12 protein-coding genes are annotated in these 14658 nt (G+C 72.4%); 4 read left to right on the top strand and 8 right to left on the bottom strand.

Annotation, left to right across the window (positions count from 1 at the left end; all coding sequences use genetic code 11):
- The first annotated feature begins 8 nt into the window (after positions 1-8).
- Complete coding sequence (locus ACIBTV_RS28590) at positions 9-1280, top strand: serine hydrolase domain-containing protein (protein WP_396709829.1); 1272 nt, start codon at positions 9-11, stop codon at positions 1278-1280.
- 67 nt (positions 1281-1347) lie between these two features.
- On the opposite strand, the gene argG is transcribed toward ACIBTV_RS28590, so the two are convergent.
- Positions 1348-2799 (bottom strand): argininosuccinate synthase, encoded by a 1452-nt coding sequence (gene argG / locus ACIBTV_RS28585; RefSeq protein ID WP_396709827.1) that lies wholly within the window; start codon positions 2797-2799, stop codon positions 1348-1350.
- 47 nt (positions 2800-2846) lie between these two features.
- Entirely contained in the window at positions 2847-3668 is an 822-nt protein-coding gene (locus ACIBTV_RS28580) for a TrmH family RNA methyltransferase (RefSeq protein ID WP_396709825.1), read from the bottom strand.
- 379 nt (positions 3669-4047) lie between these two features.
- Between ACIBTV_RS28580 and ACIBTV_RS28575 the strand changes: the two genes are divergently transcribed.
- Positions 4048-5439 (top strand): endo-1,4-beta-xylanase, encoded by a 1392-nt coding sequence (locus ACIBTV_RS28575; protein ID WP_396709824.1) that lies wholly within the window; start codon positions 4048-4050, stop codon positions 5437-5439.
- Positions 5440-5678: 239 nt separating this feature from the next.
- Here the strand turns inward: ACIBTV_RS28575 and ACIBTV_RS28570 are convergent, their stop codons facing one another.
- The 4 genes from ACIBTV_RS28570 to ACIBTV_RS28555 form a co-directional block, all read right to left on the bottom strand.
- Complete coding sequence (locus ACIBTV_RS28570; protein ID WP_396709862.1) at positions 5679-7877, bottom strand: transglycosylase domain-containing protein; 2199 nt, start codon at positions 7875-7877, stop codon at positions 5679-5681.
- A gap of 197 nt (positions 7878-8074) precedes the next feature.
- Positions 8075-8875, bottom strand: coding sequence for a hypothetical protein (locus ACIBTV_RS28565; protein ID WP_396709823.1), 801 nt, complete (start codon positions 8873-8875; stop codon positions 8075-8077).
- Positions 8876-9040: 165 nt separating this feature from the next.
- Entirely contained in the window at positions 9041-10144 is a 1104-nt protein-coding gene (locus tag ACIBTV_RS28560) for an SPFH domain-containing protein (protein ID WP_396709821.1), read from the bottom strand.
- Between the two features lie 5 nt (positions 10145-10149).
- Positions 10150-10623 carry an NfeD family protein gene (locus ACIBTV_RS28555; protein ID WP_396709819.1) on the bottom strand — a complete coding sequence of 158 codons (474 nt, stop codon included), beginning with the start codon at positions 10621-10623 and terminating at the stop codon, positions 10150-10152.
- 120 nt (positions 10624-10743) lie between these two features.
- Here ACIBTV_RS28555 and ACIBTV_RS28550 point away from each other — a divergent pair, with 120 nt between their 5' ends.
- A complete protein-coding gene (locus tag ACIBTV_RS28550) occupies positions 10744-12051 on the top strand; it encodes a serine hydrolase domain-containing protein (RefSeq protein WP_396709860.1) in 1308 nt (435 codons plus the stop codon).
- A 22-nt stretch (positions 12052-12073) separates the two neighbouring features.
- Here ACIBTV_RS28550 and ACIBTV_RS28545 read toward each other — a convergent pair whose 3' ends face one another.
- Entirely contained in the window at positions 12074-12886 is an 813-nt protein-coding gene (locus ACIBTV_RS28545) for a DUF3097 domain-containing protein (RefSeq protein ID WP_396709818.1), read from the bottom strand.
- 162 nt (positions 12887-13048) lie between these two features.
- Here ACIBTV_RS28545 and ACIBTV_RS28540 point away from each other — a divergent pair, with 162 nt between their 5' ends.
- Positions 13049-13843 (top strand): hypothetical protein, encoded by a 795-nt coding sequence (locus tag ACIBTV_RS28540; RefSeq protein ID WP_396709816.1) that lies wholly within the window; start codon positions 13049-13051, stop codon positions 13841-13843.
- 12 nt (positions 13844-13855) lie between these two features.
- Here the strand turns inward: ACIBTV_RS28540 and ACIBTV_RS28535 are convergent, their stop codons facing one another.
- Positions 13856-14635: an HAD-IIA family hydrolase gene (locus ACIBTV_RS28535; RefSeq protein ID WP_396709814.1), complete on the bottom strand. Its 780-nt coding sequence runs from the start codon at positions 14633-14635 to the stop codon at positions 13856-13858.
- Between the last annotated feature and the right edge of the window lie 23 nt (positions 14636-14658).

The raw sequence follows: 14658 nt of genomic DNA, 5'->3' as shown, positions 1-14658 counted from the left end.
GGACGGGCATGGACGGGATGAAGGTCAGCCGCCGGACATTCGGAAAGCTGGTGGGCGCCGCCGGCGCGGGGACCCTGGCCGCCAGCACCGGCGTCGGGCTGCCGGCCGCCGCGGCGACCACCTGGACCGCCACCGGAACCGCGGTCACCGCGCTGCGTTCCTTCGACGACACGATGAAGAGCTTCATGCAGGCGCGGGGGATCTCCGCCGGGCAGCTCGCGGTGACCTACCAGGGCCGGCTCGTGCTCGCCCGTGGCTACGGCAACAACTCCCCGGAGACGATCCAGCCGACGTCGCTGTTCCGGGTGGCCAGCGTGTCGAAGTCGCTGACGGCGGCGGCGATCGTCCGGCTCGCCCAGGACGGCAAGCTCACCCTCGGCGACTCGATCGCCAAGCACCTCGATCTCACCCCGCCGCCCGGGCAGGCCGTGGATCCGCGGCTGCCATCGGTCACCATGTGGCGCCTGCTGCAGCACACCGGCGGTTGGGACCGGGACCAGACGGCGTTCGACCCGCTGTTCAAGGACCGGATCATCGCGCAGGCGCTGGGCGTGCCGATGGAGCTGTACCACAAGGACATCATCCGGTTCATGAACGGACAGCCGCTGGTCCACAACCCCGGCTCGACGGTCTCCTACAGCAACTACGGCTACCTGCTGGCCGGCCGGGTCATCGAGGCGGTCAGCGGGCTGCCCTACGAGACGTACGTGAAGCAGAAGCTCCTCGCCCCGCTGAAGATCACCCGGATGGCGAGCGGCTGGACCATCGCCCGGCACAGCGGCGAGGTGGGCTACCGCTCGCAGTACAGCGGGCCGACCGTCCTGGACGGCTCGGGCTCGACGGTGCCGGCGCCGTACGGCACCTTCAGCATGCGCCTGCAGGACGCGAACGGAGGCTGGATCGCGTCCGCCGTCGACCTGGTCCGCTGGGCCTCGGCCTTCGACACCGGCAGCACCCTGTTCAACGCCACCTCGCTCGGCCGGATCTTCGCGGTGCCCACCGTCGGGGTCAACGCCAACGGCTGGTACTACGGCCTGGGCTGGCAGGTCCGCCCGGTCAGCGGCGGCACCGGCCGCAACACCTGGCACACCGGCAGCATGCCCGGCACCTACAGCCTCCTCGTGCGCACCTACCACGGGATGAGCTGGGCGGTGGTCTTCAACCAGCGCGACGACCCGTCCGGGCTCAGCTACAGCGAGATCGACTCGGCACTGTGGACCGCCTCCCGGGCCGTGACCAGCTGGCCGTCGCACAACCTCTGGTCGACGTACTTCGCCTGACCCGCGGCAACCCCGTCGGGCCGCGCCCCAGCGGGCGCGGCCCGTTGCCTGACCGCGGTCTCGGCGATCAGTCGACGCCGAACTCCATCGCGGCGCGGTCGAGTGCCTCGTCGTCGGCGGAGGCGACGCCCCGGGAGGCGATGGCCTCCGCGCCACCCTGCGGCATCGCGCCGATCAGCCCGGTCGAGGCCGCCTGCGCCGCGCCCACCATCCGCTGGGGGGTCGCGCCGCCGACCATGCCGAGGTTGGCGTACTGCTCCAGCTTCGCCCGCGAGTCGGCGATGTCCAGGTTGCGCATGGTGAGCTGGCCGATGCGGTCCGACGGGCCGAACGCCGAGTCCTCGGTACGCTCCATCGACAGCTTGTCGGGGTGGTAGCTGAACGCCGGGCCGGTGGTGTCGAGGATCGAGTAGTCCTCGCCCCGACGCAGCCGCAACGTCACCTCACCAGTGACGGCCGTGCCGACCCAGCGCTGCAACGACTCGCGCAGCATCAGCGCCTGCGGGTCCAGCCAGCGGCCCTCGTACATGAGGCGGCCGAGGCGGCGGCCCTCGTTGTGGTAGTTCGCCAGGGTGTCCTCGTTGTGGATGGCGTTGACCAACCGTTCGTACGCGGCGTGCAGCAGCGCCATGCCGGGCGCCTCGTAGATGCCCCGGCTCTTGGCCTCGATGATCCGGTTCTCGATCTGGTCCGACATGCCCAGGCCGTGCCGGCCGCCGATGGCGTTGGCCTCCAGCACCAGGTCGACGGCGCTGCCGAACTCCTTGCCGTTGATGGTGACCGGGCGGCCCTGGTCGAAGCCGATGGTGACGTCCTCGGTCGGGATCTCCACCGACGGGTCCCAGAACCGGACCCCCATGATCGGGTTGACCGTCTCGATGCCGGTGTCGAGGTGCTCCAGGGTCTTCGCCTCGTGCGTGGCGCCCCAGATGTTGGCGTCGGTGGAGTAGGCCTTCTCGGTGCTGTCCCGGTAGGGCAGGCCGCGCTCCAGCAGCCACTCCGACATCTCCTTACGCCCACCCAGCTCGGTGACGAAGGCGGTGTCGAGCCACGGCTTGTAGATCCGCAGCTGCGGGTTGGCCAGCAGGCCGTAGCGGTAGAACCGCTCGATGTCGTTGCCCTTGAAGGTCGAGCCGTCACCCCAGATCTGAACGTCGTCGGCGACCATCGCCCGCACCAGCAGGGTGCCGGTCACCGCCCGGCCCAGCGGGGTCGTGTTGAAGTACGCCCGCCCGCCCGAGCGGATGTGGAAGGCGCCGCAGGTCAGCGCGGCGAGCCCCTCCTCGACCAGGGCGGCGCGGCAGTCGACCAGGCGGCCGAGCTCAGCGCCGTAGCTGAGCGCACGGCCCGGCACCGAGGCGATGTCGGGCTCGTCGTACTGGCCGATGTCGGCGGTGTAGGCGCAGGGAATCGCGCCCTTGTCGCGCATCCACGCGACCGCGACCGAGGTGTCGAGGCCGCCGGAGAAGGCGATGCCGACACGTTCGCCGATGGGCAGGGAGGTGAGAACCTTGGACACGGGGAAAATTATGCAATGAATCGCATGCCCATGCAAGCGGATGCGATCTACTCGCCGCCGAACGGCGGATCGTCGCGCCCCAGCTCCCAGAACGCGACCGCCGCGGCGGCGGCGACGTTCAACGAATCCACGCCGCGCCGCATCGGCAGCACCACGCGCAGATCGCTGGCCGCCTGGGCCGCCGCGGTGAGCCCCGGGCCCTCGGCGCCGAGCAGCAGCGCCGCCCGCTCCCGCTGCGCCGGGGTCAACCGCTGCATCGGTACGGCGTCCGGCGCGGGCGTCATGGCCAGCACGGTGAAACCGGCCTCCCGGACCTGGTCCAGGCCGCCGGGCCAGCGGTCGAGCTTCGCGTACGGCACCGCGAAGACCTCACCCATGCTGACCCGCACACTGCGCCGGTAGAGCGGGTCGGCGCAGGTCGGCGACAACAGCACCGCGTCCACGCCGAGCGCGGCGGCCCCCCGGAAGATCGCACCGAGGTTGGTGTGGTTGTTGACGTCCTCCAGGACGACCACCCGGCGCGCGTCGGCGAGCACCTCGGCGGCGGTGGGCAGCGGCTTGCGCCGGAACGACGCCAGCACCCCGCGGTGGACGTGGAAGCCGGTGGCCTGCTGCAGCACCTGCGGGGACGCCGCGTAGACCGGTGCCTCCCCGGTGTCCAGGTCGGCGAGCTGGTCGACCCGCTTGGCGTCGACCAGATACGACCGGGCGGGATAGCCGGCGCGCAGCGCGCGGCGCAGCACCAACTCGCCCTCGGCGATGAACAGCCCGTGCGGCGGCTCCCAGCGGGTACGCAGCTCGACGTCGGTCAGGGCACGGTAGTCGGCGATCCGCTCGTCGTCCGGGTCGGTGATCTGGTGGACGGGCATCCGACGATTCTGCCGGACGCCCCCGCGCCGGTCGGACGGCCCCGGTGTCGGGCCCACGCGCTCGTGACCAGCGGTCAAACTCCCTCGATGTTCCGGAAATTTTCCGGTCCGAGGTGGCGGGCGGCGCTCGCGAACACGCTCGTCAGGAACCGGGCCCGCCGCCGGGGCCCGCAATCGGCACGGGCAACGGCCACCAGCCGGGGGTTGAGTCTTCCGGAACGCCGGGGCTAACATCGATCTGCGCGGATGAGTTGGGTGATGAGCCGGAGCACGCGGGCAGCAGAGGCCTCCGGTGGCCGCCCGCACGGCCGGGCCGGCGCGGATGGGCAGCGCGGGGCCGAGGCCGTGATCCATCGTCGCCAGACTCGAAAGGTATCCCATGAACAACCCTCCGGTCCGGTCGGACCGACCGGCCCACGCGCGGACGGGACGGCGTGTCGCGCTGGTCCTCGCCGCGACGGGCACCCTCCTCGCCGGGGCCACGATCGCCCTGGCCCCCAGCGCCAGCGCCGGCACCACCCTCGGCGCGTCCGCCGCCGAGAGCGGCCGCTACTTCGGCACCGCCGTGGCGGCCAACAAGCTCTCCGACGGCACGTACGTGGGCATCCTCAACCGTGAGTTCAACTCGGTGACCGCCGAGAACGAGATGAAGTGGGACGCGACCGAACCGTCGCAGAACAACTTCACCTTCGGCAACGCCGACCGGATCGTGAACCACGCCCGGGCCAACGGGATGCGGGTACGGGGACACGCGCTGGCCTGGCACCAGCAGCAGCCCGGCTGGGCGCAGAGCCTCTCCGGGAGCGCCCTGCGTTCGGCGATGGTCAACCACATCACCCGGGTGGCGACCTACTACCGCGGCAAGATCGACTCGTGGGACGTGGTGAACGAGGCGTTCGCCGACGGCGGCAGCGGCACCCGGCGCGACTCCAACCTCCAGCGCACCGGCAACGACTGGATCGAGGTCGCCTTCCGCACCGCCCGGGCGGCCGACCCGGACGCGAAGCTCTGCTACAACGACTACAACACCGACGGGCAGAACGCGAAGAGCAACGCCGTCTACGCGATGGTCCAGGACTTCAAGGCCCGGGGTGTCCCGATCGACTGCGTCGGCTTCCAGTCGCACTTCAACCCCCAGAGCCCGGTGCCCTCCGACTACCAGGCCAACCTCCAGCGCTTCGCGAACCTGGGCGTCGAGGTGCAGATCACCGAACTGGACATCGAGGGCTCCGGGCAGGCCCAGGCGGACAACTACGGCCGCGTGGTGCGGGCCTGCCTCGCCGTCGCCCGATGCGCGGGCATCACGGTGTGGGGCATCCGGGACAGCGACTCGTGGCGGGCCAGCGGCACACCGCTGCTGTTCGACGGCTCCGGCAACAAGAAGCTGGCGTACACGTCGACGTTGAACGCCCTCAACGGCGGCGGCACCACCCCGCCGACGACCACCCCGCCGCCGACCACCACGCCACCGCCGACCGGTGACGGGTGCACCGCGTCGGTCACGCTCAACTCCTGGACCGGCGGCTTCGTCGCGACCATCCGGGTCACCGCGGGCGCGTCCGGCACCAACGCCTGGACGGTGGCGCTGACCCTGCCCTCCGGCGCGTCACTGGTCAACACGTGGAACGCGACGCCCAGCGCCACCAGCGGGGCCGTGCAGTTCCGCAACGTCGCCTACAACGGCCGGATCGGGGCCGGACAGACGACGGAGTTCGGCTTCCAGGCCAACGGCACCGCCGGCACCCTCACCCCCACCTGCACCGCGAGCTGAACGCGACGGCGCCGGTGCGGCCCGCCGCACCGGCGCCCGGTGACGGACACCGCCGTGGCGGACGCCCGTCGCGGCCGCCGTCCCGGACGCCCCATCGCGGGCGCCGCGCGGCGGGCCTCCGTGCGGCGCCGGTGGGTGCATCTGCTGCTGCCATAGCGACATCAAACGCACCCACCGGCGCGGGCACACCCGCACCGCGACGCCGGCCGCACGAACGCGGACCGCGCCGCGAGCGCGGGTCAGCCCCGGCGGTCGAGCCAGCGGTCCAGCAGCGAGCGCGGGTCGTCCTCGGCGTCCCGCCGCGGCTGCTGCGTCACCGGTGGCTTCACCGGACGGTGCGGCTCGCCGGCCAACGCCCGGCTGGGCGCGGCGAACGCCTTCTCCGGCTGCCCCTTGACGGCGGTGGCGATCACCCGGGCGACCGCGTCGATCACCTTGGCCTGCACGGCGGAGCCGACGGAATCCCTCGGGTCGTCCGGGTTGGCGGCGATCCCGGCCACCGCGACCTGCGGGGTGAAGCCGACGAACGTCTCGGTGGCGTTCTCCTCCGAGCTACCGGTCTTGCCGGCGACCGGACGGCCGTCGAGGATCCGGTCCACCGAGGTCGCCGTACCGCCGTTGCACTGCCCGTACGGCGACTGCTGGCCGACCGGGCAGCGGGCCGCGTCGGTGGCGGCCCGGGCGACGTCGGTGTCGAGCACCCGCTTGCAGGACGGGTCACCCACCGGCACCCGCTCGCCGTCCGCCGTGCGGACCGAGACCACCGGCAGCGGCGTGCAGTACATGCCCTCGGCGGCCACCGTGGCGTACGCGTTGGCCAGGTCGAGCGGGGTGGTGGCGGCCACGCCGAGCGTGAAGGACCCCCAGTCGGCGGCGTCGTTCGCGGCGAACCGCGCGTCGGCGTCGGCCCGGAACGTGATGCCCAGCCGCTGCGCCATCTCGACCACCTTGTCCTGGCCGACCTGCTCGGCGAGCCAGACGAAGTAGGTGTTCACGGAGCGGCCGAAGCCGTCCCACATCATCCGGTAGCCGTCCATCCACTCCGGGTTGGCGTTGGCCGGGCACCAGTGGCCGTCGCAGGTGCCCTCGCCTTCGGCCGGGTATCGGGTGGGCAGCTTGCTGGGCGCGTCGAAGCCGGTGGACAGGGTCCGGCCGGACTCCAGCGCGGCGAGCATGGTGAAGAGTTTGAACGTGGAGCCGGCCTGGTAGCCGTCGACACCGCCGCCGCCGGAGATCAGCGGGTTGACGGTGTTCGGGTAGTTGACCTGCCCGGCCGGGTTCTGGGCCAGGCTGTAGTGCCGGTTGACCGCCATCGCGAGCACACGACCGGTGCCCGGTTCGACCGCGGCGATCGGCAGCGCCCGCTTGTTGTCGTACCCGTAGACGGCCGTGGCCTGCTTCTGCGCGGTGCTCTGGACCTGCGGGTCCAGGGAGGTGATCACCGTGTAGCCGCCGCGGCGCAGGGCCTGCTCCCGCTCCTGGGCGGTCGCGCCGAACGCCGGCTGGGCCATCCACCAGCGGCGCAGGTAGTCGCAGAAGTAGCCCCAGTCGTCGTGGCCCTGGGCCACGGCGGTACAGCCGTTCGGCTGCGCGGTCGGGTGCAGGGTGAGCTTCTCGGCCTTCGCCTGGGCGGCCTGCTGGGCGGTGATCGCCCCGGTCTCGACCATCGAGTCCAGCACGTACGACCGGCGCTGCAGCGCCGCGTCCCGGTCACCGTCGATCGGGTTGTACGCCTCCGGCGACTGCACCAGGCCGGCGAGCAGGGCCGACTCTGCCAGCGTCAGGTCGGCCGGGGATTTGGCGAAGTAGCGCTGGCTGGCGGCGCCGATGCCGTACGCCCCGGCGCCGAAGTACGCGATGTTCAGGTACCGGTTGAGGATATCGTCCTTGCTGAGGCTCTGCTCCAGCGCGGAGGCGTACCGGATCTCCTGGAGCTTTCGCCCCACGTTCTGGTCGGTGGCCGCGGCCCGCTCCTCGGCGGTGCGGCTCGGGTCGGTCTTCAGCACGTTGCGGACGTACTGCATGGTGAGCGTCGAGCCGCCCTGCTCGGTGCCGCCGCCCTTCACGTTCGCGACCAGCGCGCGGAACAGGCCCCGGAGGTCCGCGCCGCCGTGCGAGTAGAACCGTCGGTCCTCGGCTGCCACGATGGCCTGGCGCATGACCGGCGCGATCTCCGACAGCGGGACGTCGGTCCGGTTCACGTCGTAGAACGTGGTGATCAACGTCTTGCCGTCGTTGGCGTACAGGTAGGAGCGCTGTGGGGTGGCCGGGGTCTTCAGCGCGGCCGGGAGCGCGGCGTACGTACCGAGCGCCGACCTGGTGGCGAACCCGAGCAGCAGGTTGCCGGGCAGCGCGGCCACGGCCAGGACGAGGCCGGCGAGTGCGCCGGCGAGCAGCACGGTGAACAGCCGCGAGAGCGGCGAGCGGGGTGGGGCCATGGTCCCCAGGATTGCCACGGAATTCACCAACCGACCACCCTGCGCGCCGGTTTGTCAGCAAATTCACCGCCCCGGACCAGCCCTCTCCCAGCTCTCCACCGCCCCCTCACCCCGTTGATCACGAAGTTGTTGCCTCGACGCCGATGACGAGGGCAACAACTTCATGATCGACGCGAAGGGCGGGTGGGGCCGGGGGGTCAGGTGGGTAGGGGGCCTTCGGGGGTGGCTGGCGGTGGGGTGGCGGTCGCCACGCTGGCGGACGCCGCGTCGCGGACGATGTCGTGCGGCACCAGGCGCCCCGAGCGGTAGCCGATGCCGATCCCGGCGATCAGCACGAAGATCGCCCCGAACGTCTGCAGGGAGCCGACCAGCGCTCCCCCGAGGCCGAGCAGCGGGGCGGCGATCATGAGCATCACCCCGTCACCGATGCTGAACATGCCGGAGCGGGCCACCGCCCAGCCGGTGAGGAACCAGCCGACGGTGTAGCAGGTGGCACCGATCAGGACCAGGGTGCGGGCGTTCGTGCCGAACACCGGGGTCTGCTCCTCCAGGCCGGCGAAGGGGAGCATGAGCACCGTCCCGGCGATGCTGACCAGCAACCCGGCCGCGGCCTCCCGCCGGCTCCGGGTCGCCGCGAGCAGCCCGGTCAGGGCCAGCAGGGCGAGCAGGCCGAGCCAGACCGCCGCCACCCAGCCGATCAGGTAGAGCGCCCGACCGTCGGCCGGATAGGGGTCGTTGCCCACCCCACCGTCGCTGGCCATCGCCACCACGCCGTAGAGCACGGCGTACGCGGGAAGCAGCCACACCGCCGCACGGGCGAACCGGCGCACCGACCAGGCCCAACTGGCGTTGGTGGCGGGGCCGCGCGGGCCGGGTTCACCGACGAACGGCAGCACCGCGAACCCACCGCCGGTACGACGGGTGCCGAGCGGGCCGGTCGGGTCGTGTACGCCGGGGACCGCGGCCGAGGACCAGATCCGCTTCGCCGGTTCCTTCATGCGTCACCTCGCCATCTGCGCGAGCGGTGCGGGACGCGTCGGGACGCCCCGACACCTGCACCACCCGTCCCACGACCGATGGTGGCAGGCACCGGAGCGCCCCATGAGTCTTTTTCGCATTTGCCCCCGGGTGGGCCCGCGGATCCGGCCCACCCGAGGAACCGGTCAGCCGCGCTCGCGCTGGTCGGCCGGGTCGTTCAACAGGCTCGCCGGCGAGACCGGCTCCGGCGCGGGCAGCCCCGGCTGCTTGCCACCGGTGGCCTGCGCCTCGGCGACGCGTACCTCGTCGTGGATCTCCTGTGCCGCGGCGGCCGCGGCCTGCGCGGCCTCCGCCGCCTCCCGCTCGACGGCGCTCGCCCCGTCGGACGCCTCCGGAGTCGGCACGTCGCCGACCATCTGGCTGAGCCCGCCGAGCGCGCCGCCCATGCCCTCCAGGGCCTTGGTCAGCTCGGCCGGCACGATCCAGACCTTGTTGGCGGTGCCGTTGGCGATCTGCGGCAGGGCCTGGAGGTACTGGTAGGCGAGCACCTTCTGGCTCGGGTTGGCCTGGTGGATCGCGTCGAAGACGGTACGGATCGCCTTCGCCTGACCCTCGGCCTGCAGAATCCGGGCCTGCCGGTCACCGTCGGCGCGCAGCACCGCCGCCTGCTTCTCGCCCTCGGCGGTGAGGATCTGCGACTGCTTGTGCCCCTCGGCGTTGAGGATCGCCGCCCGGCGGTCCCGCTCGGCACGCATCTGCTTCTCCATCGAGTCACGGATGCTCGGCGGCGGCTCGATCGCCTTGATCTCCACGCGGGTCACCTTGATGCCCCACCGGCCGGTGGTCTCGTCCAGCACCCCGGAGAGGTGCCGGTTGATCTCCTCGCGGCTGGTGAGCGCCCGCTCCAGGTCCAGCGAGCCGATCACGTTCCGCAGCGTGGTGACGGTCAGCTGCTCGATGGCCTGGAGGAAGTTCGAGATCTCGTACGTGGCCCGGACCGAGTCGACGACCTTGAAGTAGAGCACCGTGTCGATCGACACGACCAGGTTGTCAGAGGTGATCACCGGCTGCGGCGGGAAGCTCACCACCTGCTCACGCATGTCAACCTTCGTGCGCACCGCGTCGATGAACGGCACCAGCAGGTTGAGACCCGGGTTGAGGGTGCGCTTGTACTTGCCCAGCCGCTCGACCACGTCCTGCCGCTGCTGCGGCACGATCCGAACCGCCTTGGCCAAGGTCACCACGGCGATCACCGCTACGGCGATCACCAGGACCGTTATCGCTGTCATCCCGTTCACCCTCTCGCTTCCGGCAGCTCGTCGCCGGAAGAAACGTCGTCCTGCCAGACCAGGGCCGTCGCGCCCCGGACCCTTATCACCCGCACCCGCTGGCCGGGGACGAACGACTGCGTCGCGTCGTACGGCCGCGCGGTCCACAATTCACCATCGATCTTGACCAGCCCGTGCTCGGCGTCCACCGGCTCGATCACCAGAGCGGTCGATCCCTCGATCGCCTCCACCCCGAACGGCTGCTCGCCGGCCTCCAACGCCGTACGCCGGTGCCGCTGGATCACCGGCCGCACCACCGCGACGGTCAACGCGGACACCGCCGCGAAGACCAGCGCCTGCACCGCCGTCGGCGCGCCCAGCGCGGCGGCACCCGCCGCGGCGAACGCACCGGCCGCGAACATGATCAGGAAGAGGGTCGTCGTGAAGATCTCGGCGACCGCCAGCAACACACCCAGCACGATCCACAGCACGGCGTCCACCCCACAAGCGTGACACGAGAATGCACGCGCGGCTGCCCCGCGATGATCGATAAGCTCGGCGGCACCCGCCGTCCCGGCAGCCAGCGGGCCGGCCGGCGCCCGACCACGGAGGAGAAGACCGTGTCCCTGCTGCCCCACACCGCCCGGCAGGTCGACGTCCTGGTCGCCCAGGCGCAGTCCGACGGACGTACGCCGTCGCTGGTCATGGGCGTCGTCCGGGACGGCGCCCTCGCCCACCTCGCCACCGCCGGCGAGCACCCCCGCCCCGACGCCGACCTCCAGTACCGGATCGGGTCGATCAGCAAGACCATGACCGCGACCCTGGTGATGCAGGAGCGCGACGCCGGCCGGCTGGCCCTCGACGACCCACTGGAGAAGCACCTGCCGGACACCGGCGTCGGCGCCCTCACCCTGCGCCAGTTGCTCGGGCACGCGAGCGGCCTGCAGCGCGAACCGGAGGGCGAGTGGTGGGAGCGGGCCGAGGGCGCCGACCTGACCACTCTTCTGCGAGGGGTCGGCGCGTCCAAGATCGCCAACCCGGCGCACCGGACCTACCACTACTCGAACCTCGCCTACGGGCTGCTCGGCGGCGCGCTCGAGCGGATCACCGGCACGCCCTGGGCGGACCTGCTGCGGCAGCGGATCCTGGCACCGCTGGGCATGGACCGCACCACGTACGCGGCCACCGAACCTTTCGCCCGCGGTTACGTGGTGCACCCCTGGCACGGCACGCTGCGGGAGGAGCCGCGCACCGACACCGGGGCGATGGCACCGGCCGGGCAACTCTGGTCGACCGTCGAGGACCTGGCCCGCTGGGCGGCGTTCCTCGCCGACCCCGACCCCGAGATCCTCGACCCGGCGACGCTGACCGAGATGTGCTCCCCGGTCGTGATCAGCGACCTCGACTCGTGGACCGGCGGGCACGGCCTCGGGCTGGAGCTCTACCGCGACGGCGACCGGGTGTACGTCGGGCACGGCGGCTCGATGCCCGGCTACGTCGCCGCCCTGGCGGTGCACCGCCCCTCCCGCACCGCCGTGGTCGGCTACGCCAACGCGTACGGCTTCGGCATCGGACGCCTCGGGCAGCGGATCCTGACCACCGTGCTGGACACCGAGCCGGCGCTCCCCACGCCCTGGCGGCCGACCGCCGGGGCCCCGACCACCGAGGTCACGGAGGTGACCGGCCGCTGGTGGTGGATGGGCGTACCCCTCGACGTCCGCTGGGACGAGGCCACCGGCGAGCTGGTCGGGCTGCTGCGGGGCGAGCGGGTGAGCCGCTACCGGCCGGAGGCCACGGACCGCTGGCGCGGCCGGTCCGGCCCGGAGAACGGCGAGATCCTCACGGTGCTGCGCGACCCGGCCGGGCACCCGGTGGCGCTGGACATCGCCACCTTCGTCTTCACCCGCTCCCCCGACGAGGCACCCTGACCCCCCGTCCAGCCAGGGGCGGTCAGGTTGGTTCGGTCACGAAGTCGATGAGGCGTTCCATCGCGTTGATGAGGGGGGTCTCGACGTCGGCGAAGCTGTCGACCCGGGACAGGATGTGCCGCCACATGTCCGCCGGCTCCGCCACCCCGAGCGCCGCGCAGACGCCCTCTTTCCACGGCCGGCCCGGTGGCACCACCGGCCACGCCGCGATGCCGAGCGCCGCCGGCTTGACCGCCTGCCACACGTCCACGTAGGGGTGGCCGGTGACCAGCACGTGCGGGGAGGTCACCGCGGCGACGATGCGGCTCTCCTTGCTGCCGGGGACCAGGTGGTCGACCAGCACGCCCAGCCGCCGGCCGGGGCCGGGCGCGAACGCGCGCACCTCGTCGGCCAGGGCGTCGATGCCGTCGAGCGGCTCCACCACGACGCCCTCGATGCGCAGGTCGTCGCCCCAGATCCGCTCGACGAGCGCGGCGTCGTGCACGCCCTCCACCCAGATCCGGCTGGCCTTGGCGACCTGGGCGCGTACCCCGTCCACCGCGATCGAACCCGAGGCGGTCCGGCGGCGGGGCGCCGGTGCCGGGCTGCGGGTCGGGCGGCGCAGCGTCACCGGCTTCCCGTCGAGCAGGAACGCCGCCGGCAGCAGCGGGAAGTTGCGCCGCCGGCCGTGGCGGTCCTCCAGCACCACCGCACCGGACTCGAAACCCACGACCGCGCCGCAGAAGCCCGAGTCGGCGTCCTCGACCACGAGATCGGGTTCGGCGTCGACCTCCGGAACGGTCCGGCGCCGCCGCCAGTCCCCCGCCAACACGTCACTCTCGTACCGCCGGCCCATGTCGATCACGCTAATCGCCGGGCCGCCGCACGACACGCCGACGCGCCCTGGCGAGTCGGGCACAGGTCGGTCGCGGACGGGTCGAAGCGGGCATTGGGGGCACGCGGCGCCGCCGGGGCGGCAGCCGAGACACAGCCCGTGGTGACCACGTACCCTTTCGGCATGTCCACCCCCGCAGCGGGCGCGGCGACGCTGGCGCCCCGCCGGTCGAGCCGGTTCGTTGCCTGGGTACGCGCCTGGCGTGCCGGGCTGGTGCCCTTCGACGAGGTCGCCGACGCGATCGCCGGCGACGAGGAGCACCTCGTCGCCGACGCGCCCGGCACCTGGACCGACGTGCCGCTCGGTCAGGCGCTGCCCACCCTGGCCAAGCTCTCGCCCGACGAGATCCGCCTGGTGCTGCCGGCGCCCGGCGACCCGCGCGGGCTGCCCGGGCCGGGCGACTTCGCCGGCGCGGCGCTGCTCGCCGGCGAGGCGGTGGTGGCCGGCCCGCTGGGCCTGATCCCGCAGGTGCGGACGCACACCTCAGGCTCGGGCGACATGTTCGAGACGGTGCTGTGGCGGGTCTATCCGCTGCCGCCCGACGCGCCCTCGGCCTCGCTCGCCCTGCCCGGCGCCGCCGAGGCGGAGGCGGAGCTCGCCGCCGCGCTCGCCGAGACCACCGCCGCGCTGACCCGCCTGGACGTCGCCCAGTGGCGACCCGAGCTGGCCGGCGCGCTGGAGGCGCTGCGCCGCCCCGACGGCGCCACCGACCTGCCGCCCGGTTTCGATCCGCGCGCCCGCCGGCTGTTCGCCCGCGCCGCCGTCCTGGACCGGGTGCTGGCCCTGGCCGGGCACGCCGCGCCGGGCGGCGCGATCAACAACTACGAGGCTCAGCAGCGGGACGCGGCGCTGCGACCGCTCACCACGGCGTGCCGGCAGGCGCTGGTCGCGGCCTGCAACGCCCCGCTGCGCCCCTGACGCTGCCGCCGATCAGAGCTCGTCGATCAGGTCGGCCACCGACTCGACGATCCGCGACGGCCGGTACGGGTAACGCTCGGCCTCGGCCCGGCTGCTGATGCCGGTCAGCACGAGGATCGTCTCCAGCCCGGCCTCCAGGCCACAGAGGATGTCGGTGTCCATCCGGTCGCCGATCATCGCGGTGCTCTCCGAGTGCGCGTTGATCGTGTTCAGGGCCGACCGCATCATCATCGGGTTGGGCTTGCCGACGAAGTACGGCTCGACGCCGGTCGCCTTCGAGATCATCGCGGCGACCGAACCGGCGGCCGGCAGGGCGCCCTCGACGGACGGCCCGGTCACGTCCGGGTTGGTGCAGATGAAGCGCGCCCCGTCGTTGATCAGACGGATGGCCTTGGTGATCGCCTCGAAGCTGTAGGTGCGGGTCTCCCCCAGCACCACGTAGTCCGGGGCGTAGTCGGTCAGCACGTAGCCCACCGCGTGCAGCGCCGTGGTCAGCCCCGCCTCGCCGATGACGTACGCAGTGCCGCCCGGCCGCTGATCACCGAGGAACTGGGCGGTGGCCAGCGCGGACGACCAGATGGATTCCTCCGGCACGTCCAGGCCCATCCGGCCCAGCCGGGCGGTCAGGTCCCGGGGCGTGTAGATCGAGTTGTTGGTGAGCACCAGGAACGGCTTGCCGGAGGCGCGCATCCGCTCCACGAACTCCGGCGCACCGGGCACGGGCTGCCCCTCGTGCACCAGGACACCGTCCATGTCGGTGAGCCAGCTCTCGACGGGCTTACGGTCATTCATCGTTGATCCCAGGGGGTGTCGAG

Origin of the sequence: Micromonospora sp. NPDC049366, from assembly GCF_044466625.1 — a bacterium.
Classification (GTDB): Bacteria; Actinomycetota; Actinomycetes; order Mycobacteriales; family Micromonosporaceae; genus Micromonospora.
The sequence above is the reverse complement of the archived record's forward strand: the minus strand, read 5'-3'. Positions and strand labels throughout refer to the sequence as shown.